We start from the raw sequence: 19,768 nt of genomic DNA on the forward strand, positions 1-19,768 counted from the left end.
AAGTGCGAGGCGCATACTAACAGATCTTCGCTCTTTGTGAACCCCTTGAAGCGTTTCTGGCAGCAAAAAATGACTGTTCGTCGATTTTTTGATACATCGTGCTCAAAATTCAGACTTATCAGCAAGTTGTGCGCTGCTTTTCTATGCAGTCCCGTTGCGGGCTCAGGTCGAAAAATTCAGAATTTGTTGAGAGACAGACAAAAAGACCGCCTGACATAGCGGTCTTTTGCTGAATTGAGCTTGAGCTCTGGTGCGATGATTAGCGCTGGAACGGGTAGATGGACCCCAGTTTCAGGATCTGGGTCAGCTCGTCCAGTGCGCTGCGAGACTCCTGCACCAGGGTCGGATCACGCAGATCGTCCAGGGTCAGGCGGTCACGATAGTGGCGATCGACCCAGCCATCGAGGCGGGTGAACTGGCTGTCGTTGATCAGGCAGGCCTGATTGACAGCCGCGAGTTCGGCATCGTTCATGGCGACCCGCAGCCGCAGACAGGCGGGGCCGCCGCCGTTGCGCATGCTCTGCTTGACGTCCATGTAGTGAACGGCCTTGATCGGTGTGTTCATGGTCAGCAGCTTGTTCAGGTACGCCGACACCGCCGGATTGTCGCGGCACTCGGTGGGGGCGATGATCGCCATTTCGCCATTGGGCAGGGTGAGGATCTGGGTGTTGAACAGATAGGATTTCACTGCATCCAGCACAGATACCTCGGCGGTCGGCACCTCGATAAAGTGCAGCTCCCCTTCGCCAAACTTGGTCTGCACCTCGGCCAGCGCCTGTTTGGTGTTGAGAAATGCCTGCTGGTGGAAGAAGAGTACATTCTGGTTACCCACAGCGATCACGTCGTTGTGGAATACCCCCTGATCGATCACCTCCGGATTTTGCTGGATAAAGACCACGCTCTCCTCATCAAGACCATGCAGGCGGGCGATGGCCTGACTTGCCTCCAGAGTCTGGCGGGCCGGATAGCGCTTTGGTGCCGGGCGGGAGAGATCAAAGGCGCTGCGGCCATAGACGAACAGCTCGACACCCGCTTCGCCATAGGCGCGGCAGAGCCGGGTGTGGTTGGCTGCCCCCTCATCGCCGAAGTGATCGTTCTCCGGCAGATGGAGGTGGTGGCTGAAGTGGCGCTCGTTATTGAACACTGCGCGCAGGATCCGGCCAGTGACATCCGGCTCGAGGGAGCGGTGAAACTTGTTGGTCAGGTTGGCGGGGGTGAAGTGAATGCGACCATCCTGAGTATCGGCACTCGGGGAGACGGTGGCGGCGTTGGCAGTCCACATGCTGGAGGCCGAATAGCAGGCGGCCAGTACGGCAGGAGCCTGTTTGGCGGCCTGTTCCAGCACCCGGGCATCGCTGCCGGTAAAGCCGAGGCGGCGCAGGGTGGCAAGATCGGGGCGCTCTTGTGGCGCCAGCACCCCCTGGGTCATGCCGAGCTCGGTCAGCGCCTTCATCTTGCGTAGCCCCTGTTTGGCCGCCTCTTTCGGGTTGGAGGCTTCCTGAGCGTTGTTCTGGGAGGCGACGTTGCCGTAGGAGAGACCGGCGTAGTTGTGGGTCGGGCCGACCAGTCCGTCGAAATTGACCTCGAAGTGCTTCATTGAGTACATCCTTTCGATTTTTATGATGGGTAGCGGATTCCTTCCGCGCACAATGCGTCGGGGTGGGGCCATTATAAAGAGATTTTATGTTTTTGTAACAAGCCGGTAACCAGCAGACGTTTTTATGTCGTTTCAGATATAAAAAGAGGGGCCGTATGGCAGAAAAATGAAAAAGCGGTTGCACCCGACGCTGACCCTTCGCATTAATAAATAAAGAAGCAGCGCGGTAGGGGCTGGTCAGGCAAATTGAGTCACAAGATTGCTTTTTCCCGTCAAATCTCTTATACAGCCCCACAAAACCGCACACCAACCCCGTCGGGTGCAATGAGGATAATAGTTACAGCATGGGCAAATCACTGGTCATAGTGGAGTCTCCGGCCAAGGCCAAGACCATCAACAAATATCTGGGCAAGGACTACGTGGTGAAATCCAGCGTGGGTCATGTTCGCGATCTGCCCACCAGCGGCAGCGCCAGCACCGAGCCCAAGAAACCCGTCATTCGCGGCATCAAGTTGAGCGAAACCGAAAAGGCAGCCAAGGAGCGCAAAGCCCTGTTTGCCCGGATGGGGATCAACCCGACCGCGGGCTGGCAGGCCAACTACCAGATTTTGCCCGGCAAGGAGAAGGTGGTCAGCGAGTTGCAAAGTCTGGCCGAGAAGGCAGACACCATCTATCTCGCAACCGACTTGGATAGAGAAGGGGAAGCGATCGCCTGGCACCTGCGCGAGATCATCGGTGGCGACGAGAGCCGCTACAAGCGCGTGGTGTTCAACGAGATCACCAAGACCGCCATCAAGGAGGCGTTTGCCCAGCCCTCCGAGCTCAACATTGACCGCGTCAACGCCCAGCAGGCCCGTCGTTTCCTCGACCGCGTCGTGGGCTACATGGTCTCTCCGCTGCTGTGGAAAAAGTTGGCGCGCGGCCTCTCTGCCGGCCGGGTGCAGTCCGTCGCGGTGCGTCTGATCGTCGATAAAGAGCGCGAAATCAAGGCGTTCGTGCCGGTCGAGTTCTGGGATCTCAACGCTGACCTGCTGACTGGTGACAAGGCTGATCTGCGGATGGAAGTAGTCAGCCGCAACGGCGCCGACTTCAAGCCGGTCACCCAGGCCGAGACCTTCGCCGCCGTCGCAGCGCTGGAAGGGGTCGACTACAAGGTGGTGAACCGGGAAGACAAGCCGACCGGTTCCAAGCCTTCTGCTCCTTTCATCACCTCTACTCTGCAGCAGGCGGCCTCTACCCGGCTGAGCTTCGGGGTCAAGAAGACCATGATGATGGCCCAGCGTCTCTATGAAGCGGGTTACATCACCTATATGCGTACCGACTCCACCAACCTCAGCAAAGAGGCAGTGGACGCGGTGCGAGAATATATCGGCGAGCAGTATGGCTCAGCCTACCTGCCGGCCGAGCCTAACCTCTACGGTGCCAAGGCCAATGCCCAGGAGGCCCACGAAGCGATCCGCCCCTCCAGTGTGCTGGTGACTGCCGAGATGCTGGAAGGGATGGAACCGGATGCGATGCGCCTGTACGACCTCATCTGGCGTCAGTTTGTCGCCTGCCAGATGACCCCGGCTCAGTACGACTCCTCCACCCTGACCGTCAAGGCGGGCGAGTTCGAGCTCAAAGCCCGTGGCCGTACCCTGCGCTTCGCCGGTTGGACCAAGGCGCTGCCGCCGATGGGCCGCAAGGGCGAAGACAGCCAGCTGCCGGCGGTGACTGTCGGCGAGGTTCTGAAACTGGTCAAACTGGATCCGCGTCAGCACTTCACCAAGCCGCCCGCCCGCTTCACCGAAGCAGCGCTGGTGCGCGAGCTGGAAAAACGCGGCATTGGTCGTCCGTCTACCTACGCCTCCATCATCTCCACCATCGTCGATCGCGGGTATGTGCGGGTCGACAGTCGCCGTTTCTTCGCCGAGAAGATGGGCGAGATCGTCACCGATCGTCTGGTCGAGAACTTCGTCGAGCTGATGAACTACGAGTTCACCGCCAAGATGGAAGACAAGCTCGATGGCATCGCCGAAGGGAGCCTCGAGTGGAAGAAGGTGCTGGATGCCTTCTACGCCGAGTTTACCCATGAGCTGGAGAAGGCGGACAAGGCGCCGGAAGAGGGTGGCATGCGTGCCAACCAGATGGTGCTGACCGATATCGACTGCCCTGATTGCGGGCGCAAGATGGGTATCCGTACCGCCACCACCGGTGTCTTCCTTGGTTGCTCCGGTTATGCCCTGCCGCCGAAAGAGCGCTGCAAGAAGACCATCAACCTGGTCTCTGCCGACGAATTTGTCTCTGCCACTGACGGCGAAGAGGCTGAAACCGAGGCGCTGCGTGCCAAGCACCGCTGCGGTGTCTGTGGCACCGCGATGGATGCCTACATCATTGACGACAGCCGCAAGCTGCACGTCTGTGGTCGCAACCCCGATTGCGATGGCTACGAAATTGAAAAAGGTCAGTTCAAACTCAAGGGCTACGAAGGGCCGAGCATCGAGTGTGACCGCTGTGGCAGCGAGATGCAGCTCAAGAACGGTCGTTTCGGCAAGTACATGGGCTGCACCAACGAGACCTGCAAGAACACTCGCAAGATCCTGAAAAACGGTGACATCGCGCCGCCGAAAGAGGATCCGGTGCCGCTGCCCGAGCTCAAGTGCACCCAGTCCGATGCCCACTTTGTGCTGCGCGACGGGGCTGCCGGTCTGTTCCTGGCTGCCAGCAACTTCCCCAAATCGCGCGAGACCCGCGCGCCGCTGGTGGAGGAGCTCAAGCGCTTCAAGGATCGCATCTCGGCCAAGCACAAGTATCTGGCGGGAGCCCCGCTCACCGATCCGGATGGCAACCCGGCCATCGTGCGCTTCAGTCGCAAGACCAAGGAGCAGTACGTAATGACCGAGGTCAACGGCAAGGCGACCGGTTGGACCGCTCACTACGATAACGGTACCTGGCAAGAGAGTTTGCCAAAGGCGAAGAAAGCCTGATGAGAAAGAGGCCCCGACAAGGGGCCTCTTTGCTTGTTGAGCAGCATATACTGAGTACCAGCTGCAAGGAGTGCAGCGTTGTAACAGGGAGGTGGTGATGGAGATACACGAGATCCGGCCGGGCATGAGCTGCATGACCCGTGAAGGGGCGGCCTATGTGCTGGAAGTGGACCGGCAGAGCTTGCTGGTGCTGCTGCAGCGCGAAGATGAGACCATTCCGGTGCAGGTACGCAGTGACGAGATCCTGGCTCCGCTGGAGTGAGCGTCAGGCCAACAATCACCACTTCAGGTGAAGAACAATATCAAAATGGCAGTAAAAACAGCAGCTCGGCCAGGTCGGGCTGCCACTGCCAATCCCGCATTCTGACTCGCCCGCCAATCACGGCAACCCCCTCTTCCTGCAACAAGCCGACCTGGGTGGCAAATCCTTCAGACCCTTTGGGCAACGAAATGGTACCGGCAGCGCCGAGCACCCTGTGCCATGGCAGCACCTTGTCGGTCTCCCGCAGCACCTTGCCCACCAGCCTTGCCCGCCCGGGTAGACCCGCCAGATCGGCAACCTGACCGTAGCTGGCCACCTTGCCTGCAGGAATGAGCGCGATAATCGCCTCGATTCTGGCCACTTTTTCATGGGAGGGGTGATACATGGAGAGTCTGCTGTTGCCGTTGAGTGGATGGGTCATTGTGGCTTCTCGGCGGGGTCGGGAGCAAGGCGTGGGAGAGGTTGGAATATCTGATATCAGGGGATGGTGGGGCCTGAATAAAAAAGGCGGCCTGAGGGCCGCCAAAGTAAAGACAACATTACCTCTGTGGCATCCGGTAGCGCACCTGCAGCTGGTCGAGGATCTGCAGTTGGCCGGGCAGCCGGGCGGCGAAGTGCTCCCATCCCTTGCGGGCGGGCTCGCTCCAGGCCACCTCGGCCGTGGCCAGCATGCGCGGGAACAACATGTAGTCGAGACGATCGCGCGAGGTGATCAATTCTGACCACAAGGGGCTCAGCACCCCGAGGATGTTATCGCTGGCATGGAAATCGGCTGGGGCAGGATCGCATGAGTAGATCTGCTCCAGATTGAGGGTGCCCGCCCAGTAGAGGCCGGGTTCGTGAATATCGGCGCTCCAGGCGAGGTCGAGATAGAGGAACTGGGCGGGCGCCATTACCACCGGATAACCGGCCGCGGCTGCGTCCAGCCCAGCCTGAAAGCTGGTCCAGGCGCAGATGGCCGCTTTGCGGCTCACCTTGTCCCCATGCAGGATCTCCTCCCAGCCGATCATCTGTTTGCCTCTGGCGGCCAGATAGCGCTGGCAGTGGCGCAACAGATGGCCCTGCAGTTCGCGGCAGTCGGCGTAGCCCTGCTCGGTCATCAGCTGCTGGCAGGCGGGACTGTCGGTCCAGACGCCGCTTGGAACTTCATCTCCCCCCATGTGGATCTGGGGGCCGGGGAAGAGCTCGCACACCTCGTCCAGCACCGCTTCCAGAAAACGGTAGGTGCCGGGGAGGGCGGGGTTGAGCACATTGTCGTCAAAGTGCTGCACCGAGCGGTAGCGGGAGCGATCAGCCTCTTCCACCAGCAGATCCGGCAGCGCCTTGATGGCGGCGTGGCAGTGACCCGGAATGTCGATTTCGGGGATGATGGTGATACCAAGCCCTTCGGCATAGGCCACCAGCTCGCGCACCTCGCTCTGGGTGTAGTAGCCACCGTAGGGGCTGGGGCCACCGCTCAGCTGCGGATCTATGGCCAGCTCATGGCCGCGCCAGGCACCCACCGTGGTGAGCTCGGGGAAGGCATTGATCTCGAGGCGCCACCCCTCGTCATCGGTCAGATGCCAGTGGAAGCGGTTGAACTTGTAGAGGCTCATCAGCTTGAGCAGCCGCTTGATGGTCGCCGTGCTGTGAAAGTGGCGGGCGCAGTCGAGAAAGATGGCGCGAAAGCCAAAGCGCGGGCTGTCCTCCAGCGTCAGGCAGGGCAGGCTCTCGCCGTGCTGCAGATACCACTGGGCCAGCGTGACCAGAGCGTGACGCCAGCCGCTCTCGCCCGCAGCGGCAATCACTATCTCCTCTTCGGTGATGGTGAGCTGGTAGGCTTCGGGGGCCAGCGCTGTCTCAACCAACCTGATCGCGGCGTCGTGATCCTGCTCCAGTGCCAGCGATGTGAGCTCGTTGAAGTGGCCAAGCAAGCCGCTGATATCGCGGATGGCGCTCACGTGGGCCCGCTCGGCGAGGCGAAAATATCCCTCCTGCAGTGTCAGATGTGCGGGCTGCGGCACTATGCCGGGCAGCGGTTCGACGTCCGGCAGGTCTGGCTTGCGGGTGAGCGGGTTTTCCAGCCCCAGCTCCTCTGCGGCCAGGGTCACCGGCAGCAGCTGGGGGCCTGTGGTGGCGTCGGGCAGGCTCAGGAAGAAGCCCTGCGGCATGTCGGAGATCTTTTTGAGGGGAGTCTGGCGGCAGCAAAACAGGATCTCGTTGCTGCCAGTCTGCGGGATCAGCACCTTGTAGCTGCCGCTCTGGCGCTCCAGCTCGCCCCCTTGCAGCGATTCCGGGTCGATATGGCGTGCCAGACAGAAGTGCAGCTTCCAAGCCTCTGCCGGCAGATTGGACAGGGTGAAGGCAAACCAGACATCCTCGCCGTCACGTCGGGTGACCCGGGAGTGGATCAGGGGTGTAGACATGGATAATCCTCTGATTGGGCAAACAGGATGGCCCCGTCGAGTGCATCGCTTCTGGGGGCCACAAGGTTCAGCTCGCCAAGGCGAGGGGCGAGGCGGGTGCCGATACCACCCAGCAGGGCGATCTTGGTGGCACCCAGCAACTTCATTCCCTCCAGCAGGATGGTGAGCTGGGCGCAAGTCTCATCCAGCAACTGGTTGGCGAGATCATCGCCGTCGCTGGCCGCATCGAATACCCAGGGGGCGAAGCGGCCGTAGTCGGCGGGAATGGCGCGAGCAGCCCAGCGCACTACCTCGGCCTGATCCCGTTTGAAGTGGTCGAGCAAACGGATGGCCAGGGTGCTGGGGGGCAGGATGCCGTCGTGGCAGAGCAGGGATTGCTGGATGGCGCGTAAGCCCAGCCAGGCGCCGCTGCCGAGATCCGAAATGGGAAAGCCCCGCCCGGAGCAGGTGCGGATCTGGTGATTCTGATAAACCAGCCCGACCGAACCGGTGCCGGCGATCAGAATGGCCCCCTCCCGACCACCAAAGGCGCCGAGGCTGGCGCCGAAGGCATCGGAGGTGAGCTTGACGCTCGCAAAGGGGAAGGGCATCTCGAGCAGGGCGTGATAGCAGTCGGCCAGCTCGGCGGAGGCGAGCGCCAGCCCGACCCCCATCTGTTGTTCGCACTCGATGCCGAGTCCGGCCGTAAGGCGAGCGCTGGCGATGGCGGCCAGCACATTTGCATGAGCGTGAGGGATCCCCAGCTCAAGATTGGAGCCGGCGGCGCGCCCTTCGCCGAGCAGCTTGCCGGCTCGATCCCGAATGCGGGCGCGGGTGTGGGTGCCACCGCCATCGACCCCGACCCAGTACTCAATCATGGCGACCTCCTGCGGCATTTTGCCAGCTGATGGCAAGGGCAAACCAGGCTGCATGGGGGATCCACTGCTCGCCCCAACGCCAGTTCTGATCCAGCCGTTCCCTGTACTCCTCCGGAATAAAGGCCACCTCAATTTCGTCATCAAACCCTGAGGTGATGCCGTTGCAGATGCCCCCCTGCGCATTGGGATAACCGGCGGTATAGGTGGGGTTATTGATGCCGTGACCGGTCAGCATGCAGGCGTTAAAGGGGTTTTGCCCGAGGATCCAGTCGAGCTGGTGCTGACCGAAAGTGCGCAGCAACCTGTTCTGTAGAGGCAACTGTGCCGCGGCGGCAAAGGCCATCGCGGCCAGCGAGGCCAGCCGGGCATTCTCCCCCTGCCACCAGTAACCGGATTCGTTGTTGTGAGGCATAAAGAAGCTGACGCGCGGCGCTTCATCCACCCCTTTGACATATTGTCGGGCGAGGGAGAAGGGGTTACCCGCCCGTGCGCAGAGCGCCAACTCGGCGGCCAGCGCCTGCTCCACCACGGTTTGTACCCGGGCCTGGTGCCCCTGATCCGGCTCTACGCCCAGATATTCCAGCAGCGCCAGCACCGGCAGCCCCGCTTCGGCGGCGTGATAGTAGGGGCGCGAGCCATCCTCGTTGGCCGACCAGTAGTGACCCAGCTCCGGATGAATGCGCTGACGGGCGCAGAGCTTGCTGGCGCGGGCTCTCACCTCATTCAGCCACTCGGAGCCGAAGGTGCGGGTCAGCTCCACCGCCGCCAGCAGGGCGCAGTAGTCGTCGATGATGTTTTCGACCCCGTCGTCCAGATAGGCAAGGTTATGCTCACGCAGATGCAGGTAGCCGCGTTTGGCCGCCTCGGCGTAATGGTTGGTATCGAAGTCACCGCCGATGTGCTCGCGGGCAGCGCGGGCCAGCGCGGCGATGGCCATGCCGCCCCCCTGGCGGAAACCGGCCTGCCAGTTGGCGGATTTGATCCCCTGCTGGGTGGCATAGGCGCACAGCTCGCGCTGGGCGGGATCCTTGCTCCACTTGTCGAACAGGGTCATGTAGAAGAAGCCCGATTCATCCTGCATCCGGCAGAGGAAATCGGCGCCGTGCAGCGCCTCGTCATTGAGCCGCTTGCAGAGGTTGACCCCGTCGATATCGCGGCGCGGGGTCAGCAGTTCCCGGCACTTGAGCAGCGACCACACCACCATGGGGGTCTGCTGGGGGTTGAGGTAGTTGGCGTAGGAGAGGTGGCTCAGGTATTTGCTCATGTCGCCGCTGGCATCGAACCAGCCGCCATGTACATCCCTGTGCTGGTCGGTGCCAAACAGGCGGGCGCTGCGGTCGGCCCGATCAAAGATGCCACTGGCGCGCTGCCCCTTGAAGTAGTGAATGACATCGGAGAGGCAGCGGCTGGCCAGCAGATCCTGGCCGATGGCAAAACGGGTCGAGCGGACAATGCCTTGGGCAGTGATCGCCTCCAGCCGATAGTGGCCGGGCTCCTTGAATGCGGAGAAGTCGGCGCGCCAGTAAGCACGGCCCTGCCAGCCGGGGACGCTGCCAGCCGCTTGCAGCGGGGTTTCAAACAGGATCTGGCCATCATCGAGGCGTTGCAGCCTGACGTAGCCGCCGAGATCATGGGCGGGGGAGGCTTGCAGCAGGGCTACCTTGTGCCCGTCGCACTCGTAGCCCACCTGATTGATCAAGAGTTCCATCAAGGTATTACTCCTGTGGTTCACCGCCGGGCGGTGAGGCACATCACGGGGCTATGGCCGCCCCGAATCGAGGCATGGCCGGACTGTGCAGTCCGGCCGGTCTAAGGCTCACCATCACTCGTAGAGGTAGCAACGCACGAAGTGGTTGTCGGCAAGCCTGGTGATGGCTGGCAGACTCTCCTTGCAGCGGGGCATCGCCTGATTGCAGCGCCCGGCAAAGGGGCAACCGCAGGATTCCGGCGTCCAGAGCGGGATCTCCCCTTTTCGTCCGCCCTCAAGCTCGGCGTGGATGCTCTTCTCGGGGTCGGGCACCGCCGAGATGAGCAGCTGGGTGTAGGGGTGCTGCGGGTGGTGCAGGATCTCGTCCACCTCGCCCCACTCCACCATGTGACCCACATACATGACCGCCAGATCTTCCGCCACGTAGCGAGCGGTGGCGATGTCGTGGGTGATGTAGAGCATGGAGACGCCAAGCTCATCCTTCATCTGCTCCATCAGGTTGAGGATGCCGATGCGAATGGAGACGTCGAGCATGGAGGTGGGCTCGTCTGCCAGTACCACTTCCGCCTCCACCGCCAGATTGCGGGCGATGTTGACCCGCTGGCGCTGGCCGCCGGAGAGCTGATGCGGATATTTGGCCGCCGTTGCCTTGGCGGGAGTCAGGCCGACCTTCTCCAGCAGGGCGTAGACCATGTCGGGCAGATCTCTCTTGTCGATCACCTTGCTGTGCAGCAGCAGGGGGCGGGCGATGTGGTGGTAGATGGTGTGGGTCGGGTTGAGCGAACCGAACGGATCTTGCCACACCATCTGCACGCTCTGGCGATAATCCAGCAGGGCGGTGCCCTTGTTGAACTCCTCCAGATCGTGGCCGCGATAGAGAATGCGCCCGGCACTGAGCTTGTACATCTTGGCGATGATCTTGGCGATGGTGCTCTTGCCGGAGCCGGACTCTCCCACCACAGCCAGGGCGCGGCCCCGGTGCAGGTTGAAGGTGATGTCGGAGAGCGCCCGCATCTTGCCACTCTTGATGGCATTGGAGTTGACGGGGAAGTCCTTGTAGAGGTGCTGGACTTCGATGATGGGTGCATCGGTTTTGGCGATTTGCATGACAGACATCCTTAACAGCCAGCGGCCTTGTCCAGATAGATCAGGGGATCTTGTTGTTCATCCTGCACGTCATAGAGATGGCAGGCGGTCTGTTGCCCGGGGCGGATCTCGGCCAATCTGGTGTACTCCTGACGGCAGCGATCGTGCACCTTGCCGCAGCGGGCCTGAAAGCGGCAGCCGACCGGCACCTCCAGCAGGTTGAGCGGTGTGCCCGGGATCCCCTCCAGCACCTTCTTCGGCCCGTGTAGGGGCGGGAAGGAGTTGCCGAGCCCCTTGGTATAGGGGTGCAGCGGCGCGGTCAGGATCGCTTTGGAGGGGGCAACCTCCACCAGCTCACCGGCATACATGATGCCGATGCGATCGCAGAACTCCACCATCAGGGAGAGGTCGTGGGTGATGAACAGAATGGAGAAGTTGAACTTCTCTTTCAGGGCATAGACCTTCTGCAGGATCTCCCGCTGCACCACCACATCGAGTGCTGTGGTCGGTTCATCCATGATCAGGAGCTCGGGGTTGAGCGCCATGGCGATGGCAATCACCAGCCGCTGGCGCATGCCGCCGGAGAACTGGTGCGGGTAATCCTTGAGCCGGCTCGGGTGGATATCGACGATGGTAAGCAGCTCCTGCGCTCGCTTGATCGCCTCGTAGCGGGTCATGCTGGGGTTGTGGGCCAGCAGCACGTCGCAGAACTGCTCCTCCATCCGCAGCACAGGGTTCAGGGCGTTCATGGCGGACTGGAACACCACCGACACCTGTTGCCAGCGATAGGAGCGAAGCCGCTCGTCGTTGTAGTGGAGGATGTTCTCCCCCTTGAACAGGATTTCGCCACCGCTGATGTAGGCGGGCGGCTTGTGCAGCCGGGCCACCGAGAAGGCGACGGTGGATTTGCCGCAGCCCGACTCACCGGCGAGGCCGAAGATCTCGCCCTGTTTGATATCGAAGCTCACCGAGTTGACGGCGCGCACGTCGCCATTTTCGGTGATGTAGTCGACGCAAAGATTGCGTACTGACAGCAGGGGATGCTTGTTCATGCTGTCTTCTCCTGTACAGCTGATACCGCAGAAGGGGTTGGCGCGGCGAGTTTTTTCCAGCGGTTGAGCCCTTTGTGGGAGCGCAGCTGCGGGTTGGCGATCTCGTCGATGGCGAAGTTGAGCAGGGCCAGACCAGCACCCAGGGTGGCGATGGCAAAGCAGGGGGCCAGGATCTCCCACCAGGCGCCGACCAGAATGGCGCTGGAGGTCTGGGCGTTGTAGAGCATGATGCCCCAGCTCACCACGGTCGGGTCGCCAAGGCCGAGGAACTCCAGGGTCGCTTCGGTGACGATGGCGTAGATGATGGAGCCGATAAAGCTCACCCCGATGATGGAGATGAGGTTGGGCAGGATCTCCACCAGAATGATGCGCCAGGCCGGCTCGCCCAGCACTTCGGCGGCGATGACGAACTCTTTTTCGCGTAGCGCCAGAGTCTGGGCGCGGATCACCCGTGCGCCATAGGCCCACGAGGTCAACCCTATTATCACCGCAATGACCGCCGGTGACGCCTCCCCGATAAAGCTTGCCAGCACCAGTAGCAAGGGGAGGTTGGGGATCACCAGTACCACGTTCATCAGGAAGGTGAGGCACTCGTCCACCAGACCACCAAAGTAGCCGGCGGTGATGCCGATGGCGACGGCCAGGGTGCAGACCAGCAGGCCTGCACTAAAGCCCACCAGCAAGGAGATACGGGCGCCATTGGTGAACTGGGACCAGATATCGTGGCCCATGCGGGTGGTGCCCATTACGAACTCGGCGCTGGGCGGCTGGTGGGGACGGGCAACCCGTTTGGTCGGCTCGTTGCTGGCCAGCAGGGGGGCAAACAGCGCCATCAGCACGAAGGTAACGACGATGATGAGGCCGCAGGCAGCCTTCTTGTTGCCCAGCAGGATTTTGAGAATGGTCGGCATACGCATCTTATTTGCCTCCTGTACGCAGACGGGGATCCAGGAAGACGTAGAGCACGTCGGCCAGGAAGTTGAAGCTGAGCATGGTGATGGTCATGATGAGCAGCTGCCCCTGAATGAGAGGGTAGTCGCGGGCCAGAATGCCTTGATAGAGGGTCAGGCCCAGGCCGGGATAGTTGAAGATAACCTCGGTGATGAGAGATCCACCGATAACGAAACCGAGCGCCATGGAGAGGGCGGTGACGCTGGGCAGAATGGCGTTGCGGGCGCCGTAGTTGAAGATCACCCGGTTGCTGGAGAGCCCCTTGGCCTTGGCCATGGTGATGTAATCCTCGCCCAGCAGGTTGATCATGTTGTTACGCATGGTGATGAGAAAGCCCCCCACCTGCACCATGGCCAGGGTACCGACCGGCATGATGGCGTGGGTCAGGATGCTCTTGATGTGCTCCCAGCCCCAGTCCGGCGTGATCTCCGGGCTGTAGGCGTAGCCAATCGGCAGCCATTCAAGACTCACCCCGAACAGGAACAGGGCAAGCAGGGAGACCACAACCGGCGGAATCGCCTGCATCACCAGAGTGAGCGGGGAGAGGATGCTGTCCATCCGTCCGCCGCGATACCAGGCGGCGAAGATGCCGACGATAGAGCCGACAGAGAAACTCAGAATGGTGGAGGTGCCCACCAGAAACAGGGTCCAGCCGATGGCGCGGCCCAGCACGTCCGAGACCTGCTGCGGATAGAAGCGCACCGAGGTGCCGAGATCCCAGGTGAAGACACTCTTCACATAGGTAAGAAACTGGGTGCCGATGGGGCCGTCCACAAAGCCGAAGGTGGCCTTGAGCGCTTCCAGTGCGGCGGGTTCCATCATGGCGCCAGCGCGGGCAAACATCACGGAGACAGGATCCCCTGGCATGGCTCGGGGTAACAGGAAGTTGATGGTGGCGGCTACCAGAAAGGCAACCAGATAGAAGGAAAAGCGTCTCAGTATGAATCCCATGATGATACCTTTTACTGCAAGTCCGCCCCGCGTCGGGCATGGCTACCCCAACCCCGGCAGATGCGGGCAGAAGGGGGGATCAACGGGGAAGATGGCCCCCCGCAGGGGGCCGGGATTGTTTAGCTGTTTGGCTTGAGTGCCAGGATGTGCAGCAGACGCTCGGGGGTGTCCGGGTGGAGCTGCGGCTTGGCAACCGGGTTGTCAGCGCTGAACCAGCCGTGGAAACGCTTGGTGCTGTACTCATACCAGGTCGGGTTGTTGAAGACCGGGATGATGGTCTGGTTGGCACCGACCCGCTCCTGAATCGCAAACATGATGTCCTTCTGCTTGGCTGCATCGGCGGTCTGGGTGAAGTCGTCGATCAGTTTGTCCAGCTCGGGATCCTTGTAGCGGGGAGCCGCAAAGCGGTTGCCACGCTCACCCATGTTGCGGGAGTGGAAGGCGGTCTCGAAGTACTTGTGCGGGTTGGCACCGGCAAAGTAGCCCTGCAGCGCCACATCAAAGTCGCCAGTGATGAGGTTCTCGGTCCAGACGGTCGCTTCCGGGGTGGCGGTCTTGGCATTCAGGCCCAGTGCCTGCAGCCCTTCCACGCCGATCTGTACTGTGTTGACCCAGTCGGTCCAGCCATTCGGCACCAGTACCTTGAACTCAATCTTTTTGCAGCTCGGGGTGTCGAGGAACTTGTCGCCGTCACAATCCTTGTAGCCAGCCTGTTTCAACAGGGCCTTGGCCCCTTCCAGATCGTACTTGTTGAACTTGCCGTATTTCTTGTCCACATCCGGGTTGTTCCAGGAGGCGAACGCCTTGCCAAGCCCTGACGGGTATTCGTTGACGGTCGGGTAGCCGTAGCCCGCGATATCCACCATGGACTGGCGATCCATCGCCATGGAGAAGGCGCGGCGGAAGTTGACGTCATTGAAGGCTTCGTGGTTGCCCGGGTTTTTGGTCTGGAAGTTGACGTTGAACGCTACGGTACCGGAGGCCGGGAACCAGTACTTGTTGTTCTTCGGATCGTTGCCGACGTAGAGACGCTCGATATCCGGTACGAAGGAGCCGAACCAGTCGATGTCGCCCTTCATCACAGCAGCCAGCACCTGATCGTTGGTGGCCATCTGCGGCATGCGGATACAGTCGATGGAGAGGTTGGCGTTATCCCAGTAGTGCGGGTTGCGGCACTGGGTGTAGAGCTGGGCGGAGAAGTTCTCCACTTCGGTGAAGGGGCCGGTACCGACCGGTTTGTCGTTGGTAAAGGCAACCGGGTCTTTCACCGACTTCCACTGATGCTCCGGTACGATGGGCACCAGTACCAGATCGTTCACCACGTTGGTGTTGACCTCGGTCAGGTCGAACTTGACCTTGTTCGGGGCCAGCTTCTCGACGCTCTTGATCTGGGTCCAGATTGAGCGCTCATCCAGCGCCTTGTTGGCTTTGACCAGATTGAAGGAGAACAGGATGTCATCAGCAGTAAAGGGCTGACCATCTGACCACTTCACGCCGTCACGCAGATCGAAGGTGACGGATTTCAGGTCTTTGCTGAACTCGTAGTTGGTGGCCAGACGATAGACGGGTTTGCCACCCTGCATATCGTTGAAGATCACCAGCGGTTCATAGATGAAGTGACGGGTAGTGTGCAGCAGGCCTGCTTGCAGGAAGGGGTTGAAGTTCTTGACCCAGGCGGTTTCCTGCTGTGCAACCATGGTCAGCACAGTCTTGTTTTCGGCAGCCATGGCATTGCCGGCAGCACCGGCAAGCATCATGGTTCCCAGCATTACAGCGGTAGAGATTTTGGATACTTTGGCAAGCATATGTTTTCCTTTCTTATTTTTTTGGCATTCCCGAGGGTTCGCCTTGTTTGTGTGAGCACCGGTTTCGCATGCTGATGAGACCGGCCCTCGTTGTTGGTTGGGTGTCTGCACCCTTGTCGTTTTGTTTTCCAACGCCCTTAGCAAAACAGAGTTAACAGGAAAACAACAACTGTTGATTTCGTTGTTTTCGTAAAAATCCCGGGCCTTACGTCAATTTCGTCAAAATTGATTTTTATCTGTTGTAAATCATATCGTTAAGTTAGTTCTCTCTGCGCTAAAAGTCGCCTTGAAAACAACGTTCATGACAAATATGTGACGTGGATCGGCTCGGATTTCAGGGGGGATATCGGGCTTTGTTTTGCTGGAAAAAGAAACCGGTTTGCCAAGTGTGAGCCAGCGCGCATCCTGCGCCGACTCACACCTTGCGGTTGGCAAGCTGACGCAGGGTCTGGGCACTCTGTTGCAACTGCTGGCGCTGTTGCTCGTTGAGCGGGCAGTGGCCCAGCACATACTCGGTGGTGGCAACGACCGTCTTCCAGCGCGGCGATTTGGGCAGGGTGTCCAGATTGAGGTACTTGTCGAGGGTGCGAGTCTGCGGGCTGGATCTGTCCATGTAGACGCGCCACAGCTTGCTCTTCTCAGCCAGCACGATTTTGCCCTTGCCGGTGCCCTGCTGCCAGGCATCCAGGGTGAGCTGCATGGTCTCCACCAAGGCGCGGCGCAGGGGCTCGTCATCCTGCTGGCGAATGAGGTTGTCGGCCAGCGAGCGGAATTCGCCGCCCAGTCGGCTCAGCTCGCCCAGCAGCTGCTCATCTTCGATGATGGCCTGACGGGAGAGGTTTTTGAGGGCATTCTCCAGCGCCACGATGCGGCTCTCATCCTGGCGTTGTTCAGTGGTAAAGGTAAGGGCAAAGGCCGCTTGCCCCCCGAGGGTGATGGGCAGGGCGCGGGCGTTGAGCTCATCTTTCTGGCCTGCCACCAGAAATTCCACAATATGCTCCCGCTGGCCAGCCAGATCGGGCCACTGCTCTTTCAGTGGCTCGGCCAGCCACTCGTCGATAGCTTGTCCCTCCATGTTTTCCGGCTCCTGACCCAGCAGGCGAGCCAGTACCCGGGAGGCGAACAGCACTGTGCCCTGCTCGTCGATAAAGAGCATAGGGTCGGCCCCTTCGCCGAGCAGGGCCAGCAGGCGCATCTGATCCTGATGGAGTCGCTCCTGCAGGGTGAGGCGGTGCTCTATCTCCTGTTTGAGCAAGCGGTTCTCTACCAGAGAGGCTCGCCCCGCCTTGGCCTCCAGCAAGGCTTTGACCCGGGCGAACAGCTCCTCTTTGCAGAAGGGTTTGACCAGATAGTCGTTGGCGCCGGCGTTGAATCCTTCCTCGATATCCTTGGGTTGGTTGAGGGCGGTGAGCAGTAGTACCGGCAGCTTCTCTTTGGGATGATGCTCCCGGAGCCGGCGGCAGACATCGAAGCCGGAGAGGGTCGGCATCATCACATCGAGCAGGATGAGATCCACCGGCTCTTGGGTGAGCTTGGCCAACGCATCGTGGCCATCGCTGCTGGGCAGAATGCGATAGCCGCAGGGCTGCAAGAGGTGACGCAGGATGTGCAGATTGATTGGTTCGTCATCCACTACCAGGATGAGGGGGGCCCCTTCGGGCGGCGGAGGCAGATCCTCGCTCTCCCAGTCGGGCAGGATGAGCGGCTGCTGGCGCACCAGTTGCAGCTCTATCTGACGGCTGCCCTGAGTCAGCGGGGCGCTCTTGCCAGTCGCGAGCGGCAGGGTGAAGGCAAAGGTGGAGCCGACGCTTGGCTCGCTCTGCACGCTCAGCTCGCCACCCATCAAGTGCACCAGCTGGCGAGTGATGGAGAGGCCAAGGCCGGCTCCCTGCTTGCTTACCTCCGGGCTCATCTGCACTAGCGGTTCGAAGATATGCTCCAGATGATCGGGGGAGATGCCGATACCGGTATCGGTCACCTTGATGCGCAGGAAGTTGCCCTCCACCATGGCGCTCAGCACCACCTTGCCCTGCGGCGTGTACTTGATGGCGTTGCCGACCAGATTGTAGAGCACCTGTTCGAGGCGCTGTTCGTCGGCCAGCACGGGGGGCAGCTCGGCCGGGCTGATATCCACCAGAGTGAGGGGTTTAGCCTGCACCAGATGCTGGCAGAGGTCGAGCACCAGCCGGATGACCCCCTTGGAGGAGACTGGCTGGGGGTGGATCTCCAGCTGGCCGTAGCGCATCTGGTGGTAGTCAAGCAGATCGTCCACCAGACGGGCCAGACCGTCGGCGCTCTTGATGATGAGGCCAAGCTGTTTCTGCTGCCCCTCGGTCAAATCCTGCTGGCTGGCGAGCATCGACTCGGCCATCCCCTTGATGCCGTGGATGGGGGTACGCAGCTCGTGGGAGGTATTGGCCAGCAGTTCATCCTTGAGCTTGTCCGCCTGCTGCAGGCTGAGGTTCTGCTTGTGGGTCAGCTTGACCTGCTGCTGCAGCTCTATGGTCTGCTGTTCGATGAGTTCGATCTTCTCCTTCACCGAGCGCTGCATATGGCGAAACGCCTGCGCCAGCCGGTCGATGTCATCGCCGGTGCGTTCGATGGCGATGGGGTGATCCAGTGCACCATCGGCAACCTGCTCGGCCGCCTCGGTCAGGGAGCGCAGCGGCGCCGTGATGGAGTGGGAGAGCCAGCGGGAGAAGAGGATCAGCAGCAGCAGGGAGCCAGCCCCCAGCACGATGACCAGCGTCTCCAGCTGGCGGATCGGGGCATAGGCTTCGCGGGTGGAGATCTCGGCGATAAAGGCCCACTCGGTATCGAATACCTTCACCTGGGTGTAGGCGGCGAGTACATCGTCATCCTGATAGGAGCGAAACAGCCCGACCCCTTGCTCGCCAGAGAGGGTCTTGGTGACGAGAGGGGTCTGCAGCAGGCGGAAATTCTGGCTGAAACTGTTCTCGACGCTGTACTCCGGCGCCAGCCAGGCATCGGCCCGCATCCGTTTGTCGGGGCCGATGAGAATGGTCTCGCCGGTTTTCCCGAGTCCCTCCCGCTCCGCCATGATCTGGTTGAGCTTGTCTGGCAGCAGCTCGAAGATGACCACCCCGCGCACATAGTCGTACTGCATCACGGGGGCGGCCATGTAGGCGACCACCTGACCGGTCAGCTCGTTGCGGCCAAAGTCGGTGAATTCGAAAATCTGTTGCGGTTTCTGGCCGCCATCGAGGCGCCGCTTGATCTTGGCGAAGGTCTGACCGAGGCCACTGCTCTGATAGGGGCCGGAGAGCAGGTTGGTGGCAAAGTTGGGGTGTTTGGTGACCGAATAGACGATATCGCCGTTGAGGTCGACCAGAAAGATGTCGCTGTAGTTGGATTTGCGCACCATGTCGGCGTAGCCGCGATGAAAGCGCTGATGCACCCGGCCATACATCTCGTCAGCCAGAATGAGGGCACTGATAGAGGGTTCGATTTCGACTTCGGGATCCGGCTTTTGCAGCTGATCCCAGGAGCCCGGCACATAGCGGGCCTGTGCCCGGGCACGGGCCTCTTGCGGCGTGGTGCCCAGTTTTTCAAAGGCACCGGCAAAACCGTAGAAGCGACCGATACTGTTGCCCGCAAAGTCCTGCTGGGAGAAGTTGGTGATCTGCTCCTTGAGGTTGTTGAAGTAATCCTCAAGCTGGCTCTTTTTGATGTTGCGAACGGAGACCAGATGGTTGGAGGTCTGGGTGGTGAGGTCCTTGCCGTGGCTGTAGAGGAAGAAGAGGGTGACGACCAGGAATGGCACCATTCCCAACATGAAAAAAGCCAGCATTAGTTGCGGCCTGAGTCCACGAAGCCTGAAGATCCATTTCATCTTGTGAATTTCAATTGAGAATCCGGTTATTAAGCGGCTCAAGTCTCGAACTAAAGCGTAATCATTTCAACGACTTTATCCCAAATTCGCTTGGTTGGTCACAGCTGAACGGCTGATTTTGCAGCAACCCGTCTAAAGGGTGAGCAAACGATCCGGTTGCGGCGCTTAAATGCGAAAAAAGGGTTGTACTGTCGCTCGGGGTACGTATAATGCGCCTCGTTGTCAGGCAACTGGCACGAAAGCAGTAATGCGGGAATAGCTCAGTTGGTAGAGCA

At 60.6% G+C, this 19,768-nt stretch carries 13 protein-coding genes; 2 read left to right on the top strand and 11 right to left on the bottom strand.

The genetic code is table 11. The features are described from left to right. Positions 1–259: 259 nt before the first annotated feature. A complete protein-coding gene (astB, locus tag BS300_RS20645) occupies positions 260–1,597 on the bottom strand; it encodes an N-succinylarginine dihydrolase (protein ID WP_071915085.1) in 1,338 nt (445 codons plus the stop codon). A gap of 344 nt (positions 1,598–1,941) precedes the next feature. On the opposite strand from astB, the gene topA reads away from it, so the two are divergent. Then, positions 1,942–4,563 (top strand): type I DNA topoisomerase, encoded by a 2,622-nt coding sequence (topA, locus tag BS300_RS20650; RefSeq protein ID WP_071915087.1) that lies wholly within the window; start codon positions 1,942–1,944, stop codon positions 4,561–4,563. 97 nt (positions 4,564–4,660) lie between these two features. Beyond that, positions 4,661–4,825 (top strand): hypothetical protein, encoded by a 165-nt coding sequence (locus BS300_RS21400; protein ID WP_165791285.1) that lies wholly within the window; start codon positions 4,661–4,663, stop codon positions 4,823–4,825. 40 nt (positions 4,826–4,865) lie between these two features. Here the strand turns inward: BS300_RS21400 and BS300_RS20655 are convergent, their stop codons facing one another. The 10 genes from BS300_RS20655 to BS300_RS20700 form a co-directional block, all read right to left on the bottom strand. After that, the gene (locus BS300_RS20655) at positions 4,866–5,210 is read right to left on the bottom strand and encodes an MGMT family protein (protein WP_042029407.1); all 345 of its coding nucleotides are present in this window, start codon (positions 5,208–5,210) and stop codon (positions 4,866–4,868) included. Positions 5,211–5,364: 154 nt separating this feature from the next. Then, positions 5,365–7,230 carry a beta-N-acetylhexosaminidase gene (locus BS300_RS20660; RefSeq protein WP_071915089.1) on the bottom strand — a complete coding sequence of 622 codons (1,866 nt, stop codon included), beginning with the start codon at positions 7,228–7,230 and terminating at the stop codon, positions 5,365–5,367. Then, positions 7,215–8,087: a BadF/BadG/BcrA/BcrD ATPase family protein gene (locus BS300_RS20665; protein WP_071915091.1), complete on the bottom strand. Its 873-nt coding sequence runs from the start codon at positions 8,085–8,087 to the stop codon at positions 7,215–7,217. The genes BS300_RS20660 and BS300_RS20665 overlap by 16 nt, the downstream gene beginning before the upstream one ends. Further along, entirely contained in the window at positions 8,080–9,795 is a 1,716-nt protein-coding gene (locus BS300_RS20670; protein ID WP_071915093.1) for a glycoside hydrolase family 9 protein, read from the bottom strand. Before BS300_RS20670 ends, BS300_RS20665 begins: the two co-directional genes overlap by 8 nt. A 114-nt stretch (positions 9,796–9,909) precedes the next feature. Further along, positions 9,910–10,902: an ABC transporter ATP-binding protein gene (locus BS300_RS20675; RefSeq protein ID WP_043851339.1), complete on the bottom strand. Its 993-nt coding sequence runs from the start codon at positions 10,900–10,902 to the stop codon at positions 9,910–9,912. Between the two features lie 11 nt (positions 10,903–10,913). After that, positions 10,914–11,933: an ABC transporter ATP-binding protein gene (locus BS300_RS20680; protein ID WP_071915094.1), complete on the bottom strand. Its 1,020-nt coding sequence runs from the start codon at positions 11,931–11,933 to the stop codon at positions 10,914–10,916. Beyond that, positions 11,930–12,850 (bottom strand): ABC transporter permease, encoded by a 921-nt coding sequence (locus BS300_RS20685; protein ID WP_071915096.1) that lies wholly within the window; start codon positions 12,848–12,850, stop codon positions 11,930–11,932. The genes BS300_RS20680 and BS300_RS20685 overlap by 4 nt, the downstream gene beginning before the upstream one ends. A 1-nt stretch (position 12,851) precedes the next feature. Then, positions 12,852–13,835, bottom strand: a complete 984-nt coding sequence (locus BS300_RS20690) for an ABC transporter permease (protein WP_033115357.1) — start codon at positions 13,833–13,835, stop codon at positions 12,852–12,854. Between the two features lie 119 nt (positions 13,836–13,954). Then, positions 13,955–15,640, bottom strand: coding sequence for an ABC transporter substrate-binding protein (locus tag BS300_RS20695; RefSeq protein ID WP_041208961.1), 1,686 nt, complete (start codon positions 15,638–15,640; stop codon positions 13,955–13,957). 415 nt (positions 15,641–16,055) lie between these two features. Then, positions 16,056–19,493, bottom strand: coding sequence for an ATP-binding protein (locus BS300_RS20700; protein ID WP_071915097.1), 3,438 nt, complete (start codon positions 19,491–19,493; stop codon positions 16,056–16,058). Positions 19,494–19,768 lie beyond the last annotated feature (275 nt).

This window comes from Aeromonas sp. SCS5 (genome assembly GCF_001887375.1).
In the GTDB taxonomy this organism is placed as follows: Bacteria; Pseudomonadota; Gammaproteobacteria; order Enterobacterales; family Aeromonadaceae; genus Aeromonas; species Aeromonas jandaei.